The organism is Streptomyces zingiberis, from assembly GCF_012034935.1.
GTDB classification, from domain to species: Bacteria; Actinomycetota; Actinomycetes; order Streptomycetales; family Streptomycetaceae; genus Streptomyces; species Streptomyces zingiberis.
The window spans coordinates 202,031-218,370 of record NZ_JAATEN010000001.1; the positions used below are offsets into that span (position 1 = coordinate 202,031).

The 16,340-nt window shown below is 75.5% G+C and carries 10 protein-coding genes and 3 tRNA genes; 2 read left to right on the forward strand and 11 right to left on the reverse strand.

Translation table 11 applies throughout. The annotated features are described in order from the left end of the window. The 4 genes from HCK00_RS00915 to HCK00_RS00930 form a co-directional block, all read right to left on the reverse strand. Complete coding sequence (locus HCK00_RS00915; RefSeq protein WP_168099770.1) at nt 1–1,275, reverse strand: DUF7224 domain-containing protein; 1,275 nt, start codon at nt 1,273–1,275, stop codon at nt 1–3. Then, nucleotides 1,266–2,018, reverse strand: coding sequence for an ATP-binding cassette domain-containing protein (locus HCK00_RS00920; protein ID WP_168099771.1), 753 nt, complete (start codon nt 2,016–2,018; stop codon nt 1,266–1,268). The genes HCK00_RS00915 and HCK00_RS00920 overlap by 10 nt, the downstream gene beginning before the upstream one ends. Before the next feature lie 411 nt (nt 2,019–2,429). After that, a tRNA-Arg gene (locus HCK00_RS00925) sits at nt 2,430–2,502 on the reverse strand. Nucleotides 2,503–2,704: 202 nt separating this feature from the next. Next, nucleotides 2,705–2,794 (reverse strand) — tRNA-Ser (locus HCK00_RS00930). Between the two features lie 479 nt (nt 2,795–3,273). Between HCK00_RS00930 and HCK00_RS00935 the strand changes: the two genes are divergently transcribed. Together HCK00_RS00935 and HCK00_RS00940 are read left to right on the forward strand one after the other, a co-directional pair. Beyond that, a complete protein-coding gene (locus HCK00_RS00935; RefSeq protein WP_168099772.1) occupies nt 3,274–3,861 on the forward strand; it encodes an SSI family serine proteinase inhibitor in 588 nt (195 codons plus the stop codon). A gap of 380 nt (nt 3,862–4,241) precedes the next feature. Beyond that, a complete protein-coding gene (locus tag HCK00_RS00940; protein WP_168099773.1) occupies nt 4,242–8,903 on the forward strand; it encodes a PAS domain-containing protein in 4,662 nt (1,553 codons plus the stop codon). Nucleotides 8,904–9,038: 135 nt separating this feature from the next. Here the strand turns inward: HCK00_RS00940 and HCK00_RS00945 are convergent, their stop codons facing one another. The 7 genes from HCK00_RS00945 to HCK00_RS00975 form a co-directional block, all read right to left on the reverse strand. After that, the gene (locus HCK00_RS00945) at nt 9,039–10,688 is read right to left on the reverse strand and encodes a long-chain fatty acid--CoA ligase (RefSeq protein WP_168099774.1); all 1,650 of its coding nucleotides are present in this window, start codon (nt 10,686–10,688) and stop codon (nt 9,039–9,041) included. A 277-nt stretch (nt 10,689–10,965) separates the two neighbouring features. Beyond that, nucleotides 10,966–11,493 carry a SigE family RNA polymerase sigma factor gene (locus HCK00_RS00950; RefSeq protein WP_168099775.1) on the reverse strand — a complete coding sequence of 176 codons (528 nt, stop codon included), beginning with the start codon at nt 11,491–11,493 and terminating at the stop codon, nt 10,966–10,968. A 287-nt stretch (nt 11,494–11,780) separates the two neighbouring features. Beyond that, nucleotides 11,781–12,770: a glycoside hydrolase domain-containing protein gene (locus HCK00_RS00955; protein WP_168099776.1), complete on the reverse strand. Its 990-nt coding sequence runs from the start codon at nt 12,768–12,770 to the stop codon at nt 11,781–11,783. A 343-nt stretch (nt 12,771–13,113) separates the two neighbouring features. Beyond that, nucleotides 13,114–13,200 (reverse strand) — tRNA-Ser (locus tag HCK00_RS00960). 192 nt (nt 13,201–13,392) lie between these two features. After that, complete coding sequence (locus tag HCK00_RS00965; protein ID WP_168099777.1) at nt 13,393–13,686, reverse strand: hypothetical protein; 294 nt, start codon at nt 13,684–13,686, stop codon at nt 13,393–13,395. After that, entirely contained in the window at nt 13,683–14,396 is a 714-nt protein-coding gene (locus HCK00_RS00970; RefSeq protein ID WP_168099778.1) for an HNH endonuclease family protein, read from the reverse strand. Before HCK00_RS00970 ends, HCK00_RS00965 begins: the two co-directional genes overlap by 4 nt. A 355-nt stretch (nt 14,397–14,751) precedes the next feature. Continuing rightward, complete coding sequence (locus tag HCK00_RS00975; protein WP_311765088.1) at nt 14,752–16,296, reverse strand: S1C family serine protease; 1,545 nt, start codon at nt 16,294–16,296, stop codon at nt 14,752–14,754. Nucleotides 16,297–16,340: the final 44 nt, after the last annotated feature.

Here is a 16,340-nt window from a genome sequence, read left to right on the forward strand (position 1 = left end):
TCACCGGCGGGCCTCCGCGTGCACCCGCGGGTCACAGCTGCGCAGCGCCCGCGCCTGGCCGTCGGCCCACCGCTTCTGCGCGGCTGGGGTGAGGGCGCGGATCCCGGCGACCCGGCGCAGGGTCGCCTCGCTGTGCGCCGCCGCGACGACACGTTCGTCCATCCCGGCGGTCAGCCGCATCCACGCCGTCAGCGGCCCCGGAGACGGCCGGCCCGCGTAGTCGTCCGGGAGGCGCGGGCAGTCGTCCCAGCGCCGCACGGGGACGAGCGCGGTGGCCACCGCGCTCAGGGCCCGGTTCTCCGTCAGCGGCCGCTCCACCCGGATCCGCCAGGTGTCCGGGGACGCCGGCGCGCTCCGGGACATATGGACCAGGGCGCGGGGCCGGTCGTACCCCGCCGCGACGAGTTCCGGCACGACCGTCCGGGCGGCGGAGCGCAGACGCGGCAGCATGTCCGCGTACTCCTCCGGCACGCAGATACGCGGTGCGCGGTCGTCGCAGGCCTGGTGGCCGGTGCGCGGGACGGTGGCGGTGAGATACCCGTCGTCCGCCACCATCGCCTGTGCGGGGACGGCGCCCGCGGCCAGACACAGCACCGCGAGGACCGCACGGAGCAGCCGGCCGCGGAGCCGGACGGCGGCAACCAGCACGGCGGCCACGGCGGCCGACCACAGGACCACCGGGGCGAGCAGGGCGTGCGGCGCGATGGAGTCGGTGACCGTGGGGCCCTCCCGCACCAGACCGGTGAGATGACGAACCCACGGCGTCTCCAGCGTGGCCGGAACGGCGGACCACAGCACCAGGGCCAGCCCGACCAGCGGAGCCGCCGGCGGACGCGGGAGCGCGCACCCCGCCCCGAAACCGATCACCAGAGCCGCGACCTGCACGGTGAGGAGCGTCCCGATGAGCGGCAGATCCTCGGCAAGCCTGGGCGCGGCACCCACGTGGAGCGAGGCCCCGGCGAAGACCACGAGGTCGACGAGGAGCATCAGAAGCAGAACGGGGCGCAAGGCCTCGACCGCGATGCGGTACCGATGCCGGGACGGGGTCAGCGCCCACGCCTTCCCCGCCCGCAGCCGGCCGGCCTCCCAGGCCGCGACCGCCGCCAGCCCCGCCGGAACGGGCCCCATCGCGAGCGCGGCCTCGGTGCCCGCGTCGCCACCGAACCCGGTGCCGGGACGCTCCCACAGCAGAGATGTGTAATACAGCGCCAGGCCGAGCAGCACCGGACCGGCCCACAGGAGCGACGAGCGCCGTAGCGCGTTTCTCAGGCCCATGCGCGATCCCGCTCCGTCAGCACGTGGTAGGCGGAGTCGGCCCGCCGCCCGGGGACGGTGCCCGGCTCGGCATGGGCCAGGAACTCCCCCACCGGGCCCTGGAACCGGATGCGTCCGTCGACCAGGACGAGCACGTTGTCGTAGACCGTTTCGAGGTCGGCCGTGTCATGGGTGGAAAGGATCACGTGGACGGTCGGCGGGAGGTTGCCCAGGGTCTGGTGGAATACGCTCCGCCGGCGCGGGTCCATGCCGGCGGTCGGTTCGTCGAGCAGGAGCACCTCCGCCCCATGGACCAGGGACTGGGCTACCCCCACCCGGCGCTGCTGGCCACCGGACAGTCGACTGATCTTGTCATCGGCCCGGTCTCCGAGCTCCACCCGCTGGAGGGCGCGCAGCGACTGTTCCCACGCCTCGCGCCGGGACATGCCCTTGAGCCAGCCCACGTAGGCGACCTGGTCCCGCGCCGTCAGGCCCGGCACGGCGGCGAGTTGCTGCGGCATCCACGCGATCCGGCGACGGTAGGCAGCCAGGGTGCGCCGGTCGGTCGTGTTCATGCCGCGGTAGGTGACCGTCCCGGTCCGGGGGAGCAGGGCGGACGCGGCGAGCCCGAGCAGCGTGCTCTTTCCCGCACCGTTGGGCCCGAGGAACACGGTGCGGCCTGGCGGCAGTTCGCCATCGAAGCCGCTGATGACGGGCTTCCTGCGGTGGTACCCGAAGGAGCAGGCGGAGAAGTGGATCGGCATGAAGGGCTTCCCTGACGGCACGGAGGTGGCAGGCAGGTCGGTCCCCCGCCGCGACCATCTTGTCGCCGCCGGCCGGCACCGGGTGGGGGTTCTCCACATCCGGTGCCGGCCGGACCGTGCCGGCCCGGGGCGACGCGCCGCGCGGCGGTCCATCGACGTCCGCACGCGGCCCCGGAAGGGAAACGGGGGTGCCGGCGACGACGGGGCGTCGCCGCTCGCCGCTCGCCGCTCGCCGCTCGCCGGGTGACGGGTGCCGAAGCGAGCTACGGGCGTCCGAGGCATCGGGGGAATCCGCTGATCACCGACCGCACCCGCGACCACCCACCCCAGGCAACCCACCAACACGACGAAACCCCCGAACCCGAGGGTTCGAGGGTTCGAGGGTTTCCGATGCCACAAGACATCACACTGTGCGCTCGGCAGGATTCGAACCTGCAACCTTCTGATCCGTAGTCAGATGCTCTATCCGTTAAGCTACGAGCGCTTACTTTCCGGCTTTTCGGGCCGGTCGGCGTTGCGGGAACAACATTACATGACCTGCCGCCCGAGGCGAAATCCATTGGCCATACCTGGCCCCACCTGCGAAAACGTCCTCCGGGACGGTCTCGGGAGGCCCTCGTGGCGACGCCGGGAACGGCAAGAGCCCCGGCCGTCGGGCCAGGGCTCTCGGTGATCCGGGGATCAAGCGGAGGCTCCGGGATTTGAACCCGGGATGGGGGGTTACCCCAAACCGCATTAGCAGTGCGGCGCCATAGACCAGACTAGGCGAAGCCTCCACACCCGCCCGCGGAACCGCGAGTGGTGTGTGCAGAGATGATGGCACAGCCCCGTGGGCTGTCACCAATCGGACCCTACGGTACTCGGCGCCGCGGGCGCAGGGCAAAGGTCTTCCACCGCCCTCGCCGGGCCGGCCGGGCGAGGGCCCGCTCCACGGCGGTGGCGGTCTGCTCCACGACGGTGGCGCCCACCACGGCCGGGCGGTCCGTTCACGGCGATGGCGCCCACCACGGTGGCGCGCGGCCCCGGTGGTGCGCGCCCCACGGCGGGCCGGTGCGCCCCGGATGGGCGCCTCGTACACACGGACGGCGGCCGGTCGCGCAACGCGACGGCGTGCCCGGCGTTATCAGGGGCGGGGCCGTCTCAGCAGCCGGCCCCGGACCGGCGCCGTGGCGGGTACGAGACCGCCACCGGCAGGCCGGTCCGCCCGCACCAGCCCGAACCCGGGCCCTTGCCCGGTCCGCACCAGGAGAGCCCGATGCCGTTCCGCCGTCTCACCGCCGCCGTGTTCTGCGCGGCCGCCCTGCTCGCCACCGCCCCGGCCGCGGGTGCGGCGCCGTCCCCGCCCCCCGTTCCGCTCCCCGCGCCCGCGGGGGCTCCCGCGGGGGAGGACCGGCTCGTCGTCTCGGTCAGTGACGCCCGCCCCGGGGCCGGCGCGGACGGTGGTGGGGCCGGCGAGACCGGCGACGGGGCCTGGGGGCGTGCGCCGGAGCGTTCCTACCGGCTGGAGTGCCATCCGGCGGGCGGTACCCATCCGAGCGCGCCCGACGCGTGCGGCCGGCTGGACGAGCTCGGCCGGGACGGCGGGGACCCGTTCGCCCGGGTGCCCGCCGGCACCCAGTGCACGATGCTGCACGGCGGCCCCGAGACCGCGCGCGTCACCGGCTCCTGGCACGGCCGTCCGGTGAACGCCCGCTACAACCGTGAGGGCGGTTGTGAGATCGCCCGCTGGGAACGGCTCGGTCCGGTCCTCCCCGGTGCCGGTCCCGAAGTCGGCCCCGTTACCGGTGCCACCGCGGCCGGTGCCGGACGGGACACCACACCCGCCGCCGGCACCGGCCGCTGACGGAGACTGACGCAGACGCTGACGGAGAGGGCCACGTCGCCGCCCCGCGCGCGGAGCGGAGGACGGCCCCCGTCCGCCGGAATGGAGAGTTCCGTCACGGGCCGGACCGGCCGCCGCCCCCTCCGGATTCCGCACCTGCGGAGCGGGGCCACGGAACCGCCACGGGCTCACCAGGCGTCTCACACCCGGCTCCCGGGGGACCGGGGGAAGCACGGGGGCATACCCGGGGGAAGCGCGCAAGGTCATCTCCGCCCCTCCGCTCATCCCCAGCCGTCCTCCGGCCGGCTGCCCGTAGACTCCCCCCAGTGACAGGCCACCGGACACCCCCCGAGGAGTCCGCGGCCGTCGGCACAACGCGGTAACAGGAAGGAAGCGCCGTCGTGAGCAGCAGGCCATCCCGAGGCGCTGCTCGCCTCGCCGCGATACTCGACGCACTGCCCGACGCCCTGCTGCTCGTCAACTGCAACGGCACGGTCGTCAACGCCAACACCATCGCGCTGGAGGCCTTCGAGGCCCCCGGCACGGCCCTCGTCGGCCGCGGTCTGCTGGACCTCCTGCCGTCGTTCGACTCCAAGCGCATCCCCGGTTCGATGCGCCTCCCGGACGACGACGACCAGGACGAGAACGGCCGGACGAAGCCGACCCGCATGGTGGCCCGGCGCACCGACGGCAGCGAGTTCCCGGTGGAGGTGACCAGCGCCAATCTCGACGGCCGGACCCCCTACGCCTCGGCCGTGGACGCCGCCTTCGCGGACCACAACCCCTACACCGGCGACGAGCTGCTGATGCTCGTCGTCCGCGACCTGACCGGCACCCTCGACACCGAGGCCGAACTCGCCCGGCAGCAGCGCCAGACGGAGATGATCCTGCGCGCCGCGGCCGAGGGCGTCGTCGGCGTCGACATCGAGGGCCGGGTCGTCCTCGTCAACCCCGCGGCCGCCCAGATCCTCGGCTACCGGGCCAGTGACCTGGGTGGCAAGAAGCTGCATCCGCTGATCCACCACTCACGGCCCGACGGCTCGCCGCTGCCGTACGAGGAGACGCAGCTCGCGGACACCCTGCGGTCCGGCCTCAAGCACCGGATCCGCGGCCAGGTGCTGTGGGCGAAGGACGGCCGCCCGGTGCCCGTCGACATGACCACCGCGCCGGTGCGCGACGGTGAGCAACTGGTCGGCGCCGTCCTGGCGTTCACCGACCGGCGCCCGTACGACGCGCTGGCCGCCCGCCACTCCCAGCTGCTGGCGGTCCTCGACGACTCGCTCCGCGGGCCACTGGAGAACCTCCGCTCGGAACTCGGCGGGCTCGCGGCCGACCCGGGCGGCCAGCTCTGGCCCGAGGCCAACCAGATCCTCCACCACCTGGCCGCCGGTTACTCCCGGATGACCACCTTGGTCGACAACGTGCTGTCCTACCAGCGGCTCGACTCCGGTACGGAGAAGCTGCGGCGGGAGCCCGTCCCGATGGACGCGGTCGTCGCGGCGGGTGTCGAGGGCGCCATCGAGCTGATCGGCCCGGGGCGTGCGCAGTTCGCCGTGCACGCCCCCGCGATCGAGGCCGAGGTCGACGCCGACCGGCTGGCCACCGCGCTGGCCCACCTCATCGCGGACGTGGCCGGGGTCGACTCCACCGGCAACACGATGGCCGGCGGCGGTTCGGGCGATTCCACCATCGTCGTCGCGGCGGCCCAGCGTGGCGAGGTCGTGCGGATCGAGGTACGCGGCCCGTACACCGCCGCCGACCCCGTGCACGGCCCGATCGTCGCCGGCATTGTCCGGCTCCACGGCGGAGTGCTCCAGACCCACGAGGTGCCGGGGGTGGACGGCACGGCGTATCTGCTCGAAGTACCCGTCTCCGCGGCGAACGTGCCGGTCCGCCCGTCCGGCGACGCGGACCGCGACCGGGGCGGCGACACCTCGACCACGGTGATGCCCGCGCCGGCGGCCCCGGCCCGCGGCACCCCGGCGGCCGGAGGCGCGGCGGCGCCCGCCGGGCTCCCGCCCGCTGACGCGCCGGGTGACACGCCGGGCGCCGGGGCGGGGGCGGGCGCGCCCGGTCCGGCGGCGCCGCCCGCCGCGCTCCCCGGGGCGCCCGCCGCGCAGAGCGCTGCCGCGGGTGACGGGCCCGGTCTCGTCCACGTGCCCAGCGGTGCGGGCGGCGCCCGGCAGGGGCGCCCCGTGCGCCGGGAGATCGGCTCGGGGCCGCAGGCCCAGGCACCGGGGGCCCAGCCCTCCGCGCAGGCCCCCGCGCGGGGGCGGCAGTCCGGATCGCGCGCCCTGCCCGCGCTGCCTCCGGCGGGAACCGCCGCGGGCCGGCCGGACCGCCCCGCCCCGGGGCTCCGCCCGGTCGCCCCCGAGCAGCCGGGCGTCCCGGGTCTGCCCGCCGGGGATCCCGCACCCACCGGCCGGCGGCGCGGCCGTCCCAGCCCGGCCGAGGAACAGCCGGCCGCGACGCATCAGCCGCCCCGGCCCCAGGAGTTCCCCGGGCAGCAGGCACGACCGCCGCAACCGGCACAGCCGGGACGGTCGGGACAAGCAGCACAACCAGGACAGCCGGGACGGCCGGCTCAGGGCGTGGCGCCCTCCCCGGCGGCGCGGCACGGCGGGCCTGACACCCCCGGGCCCCGTCCGGAGCGTCCCGCGCTGCCCCCGGCCCCCTCGCCCGCGCCCCCAGGCGGTCGGCCGTATCCGCGCCCCGGCGCCCCGGAGGACGGCCCCGCTCCCCGGCGGGCCGCGGTGGCGACGGCCCCCGCCGAGTGGCCCGCCCCCCAGCAGGCAACGGACGAGGACGGCGGCGGCCACCCCTACGGGCCGCAGCCGCCCGGAGCCCAGCCGCGGCCTCCCGAGCAACCGCAGGGTGAGGGCGCGCCGACCGGCCGCCGGGCCCGTGCGCTCCCCGCTCCGGCCGGTGAACCGGGTGACGGTCCGCCCGCGGGTGACGGCTGGGGCACGCGGCAGGGCGCGTCCGGCCTGCCGGCGGTCCCCGGTCCGGCCCGGCCCCAGGACGCCCCCGCCGGCGGCACGCCCCCCGAAGGCGTCCCCGGGGGCCCGGGCCGGCAGCCGGCGGGCCGCCGCACGCGCCGGGCCCTCGCCCCCGCCGACCGGCCGATCCCCGAACAACCGCAGGACCGGCAGCCGCCGGCGCAGGGACCACGCCGCCCCGTGCCCCCGCAGGGGCGGCCCGGCGGTGCCCCGGCCGAAGCCGCCCCGCAGCGGCAGGCGTTCGCGCTGCCGCCGGCGGAGGCGGACCGCGCGCCCGCCGCGTCCGGCGGCGGGCCGAGCCGCCCGCAGCCGTACCCGCCGGAGGGCGCGCGCCCGTACCCGGACGACCCGCCCGCCGCCGCGCCCCGCCCACCGGGGCCCTACGGCGCGGCCCCGGCGCCGTACGAGCGGGAGGCCCACGGGCGCCACCGGCCGGAGCAGGAGGAGGACCACACTCCGCCGCAGCCGCACCCCGCGCCGGGTGGTGGCCGTCGCGCCCGTCCCGCACCGCCCGGTGGCGCCACCGGGCAGCAGCAGGCCTGGACCGACGGCCCGCCGCCGGCGAGCCCGTACGAACAGCCGTCCGCGCCGGAGGCCGGACCGGGCCGCCCCGCCACCGGCCGCCGCGCCCAGCCGCCTCAACCGGCTCAACCGGCTCAGTTGTCCCGACCGCCCCAGCCGGCTCAGCCGCCCCGGCAGCCGGGCCCCCAGCCGGTGCCCGCCCGGGCGCCGCAGCCGCCGGCCGGGCAGCCCGGCGACCCCGGAGTAGCCGCAGTACCCGCAGCCCCCGGTCAGGCACCACGGCCCGGCGCCCTCCCGCCCCGGCAGCAGCCCGCCCCCCAGCCCGGGCCCCGGCCGGGTCCGCAGCCGCCCCGGCAGCCCGGGGGCGCACAGCCCGGTCCGCAGCCGGTGCCCGCGCCCCAGGAGTCGGACACCCATGGCCACCCCATCAGCGTGCGCACCCTCGGTCAGGGCGTGCCGTTCGCCCAGCACTTCGCCGACCAGGGCGGCAGACCTGCACAGCCGCAACAGACCCCGCCCCGGCAGCCGGCCCAGCCCCCGGACGCCGCGGAGCCCCCGCAGCAGCAGCCGGCCCAGCCGACCGGCCGCCGGCGCAAACTCGCCCCGCCGCCGGACGGAGCGCCCACCCCGGGAGCCCCGGGACCGTCCGTGCCGCGCGGGACGCAGCCGCCACGGCTGCTCGACTCCCAGGGTGACGGCCGGGCCTACGCCATAGGAGCCCCTCAGGAGGGGACGGAGGGACCGGAGCCGCTGGACGGGCCCAACGGCGCCGTCGACGTCACGGACGTACAGGCCGGACCGCCGCTCGACGACGAGCTGCCGCCGGAGCCGCTGGACAACCCGCGCCGGCTGCTCGTCTGGCCGGTGCCGGACGTCGACACCCAGCAGGCGCTGAGCGACCGCGGCTACCGCCCGGTGATCGTCAACTCCCGTGAGGAGGTGGACGCGCAGATCGCCGCCTACCCCGCGGCGCTCTTCGTGGACCCGCTGACCGGCCCGATCACCCGGACCGCCCTCCAGTCGCTGCGTTCCGCCGCGGTGGCGGCCGAGGTGCCCGTGCTGGTGACGGCCGGTCTGGGGCAGGCCACCCGGGAGGCGGCCTACGGCGCCGATCCGGCCGTCCTGTTCAAGGCTCTCGCGCCGCGCGACAGCGAGCAGCACCCGCCGCGCGTCCTGCTGATCGAGGAGCGCGACGCGGTCGCGAGCGCCCTGACGGGGGCCCTGGAGCGGCGCGGCATGCAGGTGGCGCGCGCCCGCTCGGACGCGGACGCGGTGACACCCGCGGCGCAGATGCGGCCGAACCTGGTGGTGATGGACCTGACCCAGGTGCGCCGCCGCCGGGCCGGCATCGTCGACTGGCTGCGCACCAACGGGCTGCTGAGCCGCACCCCGCTGGTCGTCTACACCTCGGCCGGGATCGATCCGGCCGAGATGCATCTGCTGGCCTCCGGGGAGACGGTCCTCTACCTGGCCGAGCGGTCGACCAGCCCGGAGGTGCAGGAGCGGATCGTCGACCTGCTCGCCAAGATCGGCGCCACCTGAGCGGCCGGCCGCGGTGCGGGGCGGCCCCCGCACCGCGCCGCGCGCACGCCGGGGGGCGCCTCCCCGCCCCGGGCCTCCCGGCGGGGGCGGCGGAAGCGGGGCGCGCCACCGGACGGCAGGCGCGCCGCCCGCGCGTTACACCTCGCTGACCTCCAGCTCCCCGTCCGCGTACCGGCGGCGCAGCACCTTCTTGTCGAACTTGCCGACGCTCGTCTTCGGCACCGCCTCGATCAGCGACCAGCGCTCCGGCAGTTGCCAGCGCGCGACCCGCTCCGCCAGGAAGGACTTGAGCCCGGCGAGGTCGGCGGACGCGCCCTCCCTGAGCACCACCGAGGCGAGCGGGCGCTCTCCCCACCTCTCGTCCGGCACGGCGACCACCGCCGCCTCGGCCACGTCCGGGTGCGCCATCAGCGCGTTCTCCAGCTCCACCGAGGAGATCCACTCGCCGCCGGACTTGATGACGTCCTTGGCACGGTCGGTGAGGGTGAGGTACCCGTCGGGGCTGATCGTGCCCACGTCGCCGGTGCGGAGCCAGCCGTCGGGGCTGAACTTGTCCTCGGGGCGGAAGGGTTCGCCGTCCGCCCCGCCGTAGTACGCGCCCGCGATCCACGGCCCGCGCACCTCCAGCTCCCCGGTGCTCTTCCCGTCCCACGGCAGGACGTCACCACCGGGGCCGGCCAGCCGTGCCTCGACGGAGCTGAGGAAACGGCCCTGGGTGAGGCGGTACGGCCACTCCTCCTCGGCCGTCAGCCCGGCGGGCGGGTGGGCGATGCTCCCGATCGGCGAGGTCTCCGTCATGCCCCAGGCATGCAGGACGCGGACCCCGTGGATCTCCTCGAAGTCCCGCATCAGGGCGGGCGGGCAGGCCGAGCCGCCGATGACGACCGCGCGCAGCGAGGAGACGTCCCGCCCGCCGGAGGCCAGCTCCTCCAGCAGCCCCTGCCAGATGGTGGGGACGGCGGCCGCGACCGTGGGCCGCTCGCTCTCGATCATCTCGGCGAGCGGGGCCGGCTGAAGGAAGCGGTCGGGCATGAGCAGCGAGGTGCCCGACAGGAACGCGGCGTGCGGCAGGCCCCAGGCGTTGACGTGGAACATCGGGACCACCGGGAGCGTGATGTCGTGCGGGGTGGTGGCGAAGGACTCGCCGCTGTTCGCCTGCATCGAGTGCAGGTAGATCGAACGGTGGCTGTAGGCGACGCCCTTGGGGTCGCCGGTGGTGCCGGAGGTGTAGCAGAGGGCCGCCGCCTCCCGTTCGTCCAGCTCCGGCCAGGGGTACGCGGCCGGGCGGCCGGCGATCAGCTCCTCGTGGTCGTGGACGCGGGGGCGGCAGCCGTCCAGGACGGAGCGGTCGCCCGGCCCGGATACGACCACGTGGTCGACGGAGTCGAGGGCCGGGAGCAGCGGGGCGAGCAGCGGCAGCAGCGAGCCGTCGACGAGGATCACCCGGTCCGCCGCGTGGTTCACGATGAAGGTGAGCTGGTCGGCGGGGAGCCGCAGATTGAGCGTGTGCAGCACCGCGCCCATCGCGGGGACGGCGAGATACGCCTCCAGATGGACGGCGTTGTTCCACATCAGGGTGGCGATCCGCTGATCACCGCGGACGCCCAGTTCGTCGCGGAGCGCGTGCGCCAGGCGTCCCGCCCGGGCGCCGACCTCGGCGAACGACCTGCGGTGCGGCGCGCCGTCCCCGGTCCAGGTGATGACCTGGGAGGAGCCGTGGATCGTGGAGCCGTGCCGGAGGATACGGCTCACGGTCAGGGGTATGTCCTGCATGGTGCTCAGCACCGTCGGCCTCCCGGGCAGTGTGACGCGGCGGTAACGTGCCGCCGATTCTCCGGCCGTACCGGCCGGTATGTCACTACCTCCGGCAAGGATCACCGAAGGCCGGGGAGGGAATGCCCCCGGGGAACGACGTGATGACGCGGGGAGCGAGCGCGGGCGCCGGCGCGGGGCGCGCGCCCGCGGGGCGGCAGGCAGGGAGGGGCGGGCGCGGGGCGGGGCAGCGGGCCGGCCGGGAGGAAGGGCCGGCAGGGAGGGGCGGGCGCGGGCGGCGGGACGCGGATCAGCCGCGCACGGGGGCCAGTTCCGGATCGTCCCTGAGCTTGGCCAGCGCCCGCGAGACCGCGCTCTTCACCGTGCCGACCGAGACCCCGAGCACCTCGGCGGTGCGCGCCTCGCTCAGGTCCTCGTAGTACCTGAGGACGACCATCGCCCGCTGGCGGTCCGGCAGCCGCATCACCGCCCGCCACATCGCGTCCCGCAGCACCTGCTGCTCGGCCGGGTCGGGCGCGGGCTGGGTCTCGCGCTCCGGCAGCTCCGCGCAGGCGAACTCGTCGACCCGGCGCTTGCGCCACTGCGAGGTGCGGGTGTTGATCAGCGCCCGCCGGACGTAGCCGTCCAGGGCCCGGTGGTCCTGGATCCGTTCCCACGCCAGGTAAGTCCTGGTCAGCGCGGTCTGCAGCAGGTCCTCGGCGTCGCAGGGATCCGGCGTCAGCGAACGTGCGGTACGCAGCAGAACGGGCCTGCGGTTCCGGACGTAGGAGGTGAAGTGCGTCGCGGTCGCGCTGGTGATGCGGACAGGCGTGGTCATACCTCAACGCTAGGAGCGGGGGTACCGGCGCGGATCGCCCGCAGGTGCCGAAGCGGGCTCCGACTCAGGTTGTATGGACCACATGGGCCGCACCTCCTCGGGGTGGAGAGGCGCTGTCCGGCGGAGTAGGGGTCGGGCGGGGATTCCCGCAGGGCGGCCGGGTGGTCGTCCACCCACCCTGCCGGTCTCCCGGCGGTCGTCCCGTGGCCGTTTCCTCATCAGGGGAGGCTCCCTCAGGTGGGGGTTTCCCTCAGGCGGGGGTTTCCCTCAGGCGAGGCGCGGTTCCCTCAGACGAGGACGGCCACCGGGGCGTCGACGGCGCCGCGGTCGGGCTGCGCCGGGAACCCGCTGGGGCTCTCACGCACGTCGCCCGTGGACCGGTGAATCCCGCGGTGCGGAGGCCAGGAGCCGTCGGCGAGCGCGGAGTCGCGGCCGGCCGGGGGCCTCGTCCCCCAGCGGGCGAACCACATCACCTCGGGCAGATCCCGTCCCCCGTCCCGCCGGCTCCGCTCCACCGGGGCCATCCCGCTCTCCGCGCCGCCGCGGAAGCCGGGGAAGCCGGGGAAGTGGCCACGCCGGTGGACCTCACGGCTCCAGGCGCGGACGGAACGCGGGGTGGTGACGGCAGACCGCCGCTCACCGCGGTCGTACGCAGCCACGTCCAGGTCGTAAGGAGCGACGTCCGGTTCGTACGGGGCCACGTCCAGGTGGAGCGGACCGCGTGGGTGGAAGCCGAGCACCGGGCCACCCCGCACCACGTCCCGCCCGTCGGCGGCGCCCTCCGTCCGGAGCCGGCCGGGTCCACCGTCGAGCGGCACGGGTCTCCCGTGGTGACTCCGCGCGCACGGGACCTGGGCGCCGACCCGGAGCGGCGGCGCTCCCCAGCCGGCGCGGTGGACGGAGAGCGCCCAGTTGCGATTGAGGTTCGGCTGACGCTTGCAGAGGCGTCCCCGGCCCCCGAAGGAGACGCCGATCGCGCGGTAGTGGGACTTGCGCCAGGCGTTCATGGCCGCCGGCGACGGCGTACGGCAGGTGCCGAACCCCGTCTCCCGGAAGATCTCCGGGCCCCGGCCGCGCGGATCGCCGAAGGCGGCTCGCGTCAGCAGGCCCTCACCGGAACCCTCGGAACCACCGGGAGCGCCGGGGCCACCGGCGGAAGGGGTGCCCCGCCCGGAGGGCGCGGCGGTGGCCGGTGCCGAGAACAGTCCTCCGATGAACGAGGCCAGGGCGGTCAGCGCGGCCACGAGGTATTGGATGATCTTCGTTCGTCGTTCCATGGGAGGAAGTGAAAAGGGCCGGACGCGCGGATCCACGGCGGACACGCGGCGGGTCGTCCCGGACCACCCGTCCGCACCAACGCCCCGAATGCGCGGCGCCCAGGCACCGACCCACTCCCACCTGCGGAGATACCGTCGAGGTCACGGTACGGCCCCGCCGTCGGGCCGGCGCGGGGTTGCCGCCCGGACCGGGATGTGGCAGAAACGTGCCCGCCCACCCCCAGGAGTCATGCCCCTTCCGTGCCCCATCGAGCGGGGAACCGCGGGGAACCACGGTCAGCCAAGGTGTCGCCCCATGCGAACGGCCCCCGACCGTAGTTCCTGGTCAAGGGCCGTTTACCTGCGGAGGGTGTGGGATTTGAACCCACGGTGGTGTCGCCACCACGACGGTTTTCAAGACCGTTCCCTTAGGCCGCTCGGGCAACCCTCCCCGCTCCCCGCGCACCAGCGACGGAGGCGGCTACAGCCTACCTGGCGGCGCCACCTGCGGGGGCGCTCGATCCGTCCCCGGCCCACCGGCCGCCCCGGGCACGCGGTCCGTCGCCGGTCCGCCGTCCGTTCCGGCCCGCTGGTCCGTCGCCGGTTCGTCCAGGGGGCGTCGGCCGCGGGTGGCTTCAGCCGTTCAGCGGGGGGCTTCCGCTCCACCGCCGTGGCGGATTCCCGCCAGGACCTGTTCGTGCAGCGCGGCCAAGCCCTCCCCGGGCACCGGGACCGGGCTGCCGGTGAGGGTGTACCACTCGTCCGCGTCCGTGTACTGGACGGCGAGGCCGGCGCGCCCGTCGGGCAGCGGCCGGGTGGCGAGGGTGAGGTCGCCGGTGATGACGCCGACCTCGTCCGTCATCGCGCCGCCGGGGCCGGCCTTCACCTCGGCCACCAGTTGCTCGGGCTGCTCCGGCTGCGAGGAGTGTGCGTTCATGAGGAACAGGTACCCAGCATGTCGGTGAGTGTGTCCTTCTCGGCCTCGGTCACGGACAGCTCGTAACCGGACTTCACCGACACCCAGGCACGGGCATAGGTGCACCAGTACCCCTCCGACGGCGGCTGCCACTCGTCCGGCCCCTGGTCACCCTTCGAACGGTTCGTGGCGGCGGAGACGGCCAGCAGTTGCGGGCCTTCCAGGTCGTTGGCGAATTCCTTCCGCTTCTCCTGCGTCCACGTGTTCGCGCCGGACCGCCAGGCGTTCGCCAGCGGCACCATGTGGTCGATGTCGAGGTCGGAGGCGTCAGTGAAGGTCTTGTCGTCGTACACGCTCACCCAGCGGCCGGACACCGCACGGCACTCCTCGTCCTGGGAGACGTCCGTGCCGTCGCGTTCGAGGACGGTCTCGCGGGTGTTGCAGTTCTCCCCCAGCTCCGACCAGTGGGGGAACTTGGAGCGGCTGTAACCGGACATCGAGCCGTGCGGTGCCACCTTCAGCCCCGCCAGCTCCGTACGGGCCTGCTCCGCCGTCGGCACGCCGGGCAGCGTGCCGTCCCCACCGCCCGACGCTCCCGCGGAGGACGACGAGGAGGGCTTGGAATCACCCGACTGCGAGACCTCCGGGAGGTCGATACCCGCACAACCCGCCACGGCGAGTACCGCCACGGCCGCCAGACTCCGCTGCCACCGCTTCTGCTGACGCCCCATGACCTGCCGGTTTCCTCTCACCCGGGGATGTACGCGCGCAGCCTAACCGGTCCGGAGAACTCCGGATCCCGCGCCCCGACCCCGAGAGCATCTCCCGGCGGACTCCCGCGGAAACGGCGCACGCCCGTGGTGTGTGCCCGGGCCGGCGTCGCCCAACGTCCCCCGCCGGGGCGGCCGGTGGGCGCCGCGAGCCCGCGGGAGGACTTCGCTGCCACGCGTTCCGGCCCCCTCCCGTCGTCGCGGGAGGGGGCCGGAAGGTGTGGCGCGGAGCCCGGGCCCGGGGCGGGGCGCCGTCCCGTCGCGTGGGAGCGGTCGCCGGCGTCCAGGCCGGGGAGTCACCGGGTATGACCGGCCGTCATTCGCCCTTGCGTTCGCCCAGCGTGACGTCGACCGTGGTCTCCTTGCCGCCCCTCTTGTAGGTGAGCTTGACCGTCTGGCCCGGCTCGTGGGCCCAGATCTCGCTGATCAGGGTGGGCCCGCTGTCGATGATCGTGTCGCCCAGCTTGGTGATGACGTCGCCCGGCCGCAGTCCGGCCTTGTCCGCCGGGCCACCCTTGGTGATCGCCGCGCTGCCGCCCTGGCCGTTCTCGGAGATCCGGGCGCCCTCGCCCTGTTCCCGCATCTCGACCTGGACGCCGATCACGGGGTAGACGGCCTCACCGGTCTCGATGAGGTTGTCGGCCACCCGCTTCGCCTGGTTGATCGGGATGGCGAAACCGAGCCCGATGGAGCCCGCCTGGGACTGGCCGAATCCACCGCCACCGCCCGCCGACTGGATCGCCGAGTTGATGCCGATCACGGCACCCTGGGAGTTGAGCAGCGGACCGCCGGAGTTACCCGGGTTGATCGAGGCGTCGGTCTGCAGGGCGCTCATGTACGAGGCGTTGCTGCCGCCACCGTCGCTGGACGCGACCGGGCGGTTCTTGGCGCTGATGATCCCCGTGGTGACCGTGCCGGACAGACCGAAGGGCGCGCCGATGGCGATGGTGGCGTCACCGACGGCGACCTTCTTGTCGGAGTCGCCCAGCGGCAGCGGCTTGAGATCCGCATCGGAGGCGTTCCTGAGCTTGATCACCGCCACGTCGTACCCCTCGGAGCGGCCGACGATCTCGGCGTCGTACTCCTTGCCGTCGGAGAACGTCGCCGTCAGCTTGCCGCCGTTCGCCGCGGAGGCCACCACGTGGTTGTTGGTGAGGATGTGACCTTCCGTGTCGTAGACGAAGCCGGTGCCCGTGCCGCCCTCCGCCTCGCCGCCACCACCCTGGGCGTTGAGGGTGACGACGCTGGGCAGCGCCCGCTGGGCTATACCGGCGACCGACTTCGGCGAACGGTTCAGCACCTCGGGGTCACCGGCGGCGGAGATCGTCGTCGAGCCGCCGCCGTTCCGGTCGGCGGCCACGAAGCCCAGGCCACCCCCGACACCGCCCGCGACCAGCGCGGCGACGAGCACGGCGGCCATCATCCCGCCGCGGCGCTTCTTGCCTCCCCCGGGGGCCCCGCCCGGTGCCCCGCCGGGCGGCGGGGGGAGGGGCGCGCCGGGCGCCCCCCAGCCGCCCTCCGGCGGGGGCGGGGGCGGCGGGGGCCAGCCCGCGCCGGCTCCGCCCGGTCCCGCTCCGGCGGCCCCGCCGGGAGCGCCGTGGCCCTGCGGTCCCTCGTACGGCGTCCCCTCCGCCCCGTGCGGCGCCTGGGCCGGCGGGTGCGCCGGCACCGGGGGCTGCTCGGCCGTCCGGTCGGTCCCCGGTCCGGTCTCCGGCCGCGGCAGCGGGTAGTCCGCCTGCGTCGCGCCCGTACCGGACGGGTGCTCGGCACCGGACGGTGTGGACGGGCTGGGCGGCGCCCCGGGCGCCGACGGCCGGTCCGTCCCCGGCGGAACGGCGGCGCCCTCGTTCTCGGTGCTCACGGCTCTCTCCTTGGGTACGGGAAGTCTTGTTTCACGGCCCACGT

Excerpts from the sequence above, each read along its gene's own strand:
- HCK00_RS00915 (WP_168099770.1), bottom strand. The coding sequence starts at position 1,275 with ATGGGCCTGAGAAACGCGCTACGGCGCTCGTCGCTCCTGTGGGCCGGT.
- HCK00_RS00935 (WP_168099772.1), top strand. The coding sequence starts at position 3,274 with ATGCCGTTCCGCCGTCTCACCGCCGCCGTGTTCTGCGCGGCCGCCCTG.
- HCK00_RS00965 (WP_168099777.1), bottom strand. The coding sequence starts at position 13,686 with ATGAACGCACACTCCTCGCAGCCGGAGCAGCCCGAGCAACTGGTGGCC.
- HCK00_RS00920 (WP_168099771.1), bottom strand. The coding sequence starts at position 2,018 with ATGCCGATCCACTTCTCCGCCTGCTCCTTCGGGTACCACCGCAGGAAG.
- HCK00_RS00950 (WP_168099775.1), bottom strand. The coding sequence starts at position 11,493 with ATGACCACGCCTGTCCGCATCACCAGCGCGACCGCGACGCACTTCACC.
- HCK00_RS00955 (WP_168099776.1), bottom strand. The coding sequence starts at position 12,770 with ATGGAACGACGAACGAAGATCATCCAATACCTCGTGGCCGCGCTGACC.
- HCK00_RS00970 (WP_168099778.1), bottom strand. The coding sequence starts at position 14,396 with ATGGGGCGTCAGCAGAAGCGGTGGCAGCGGAGTCTGGCGGCCGTGGCG.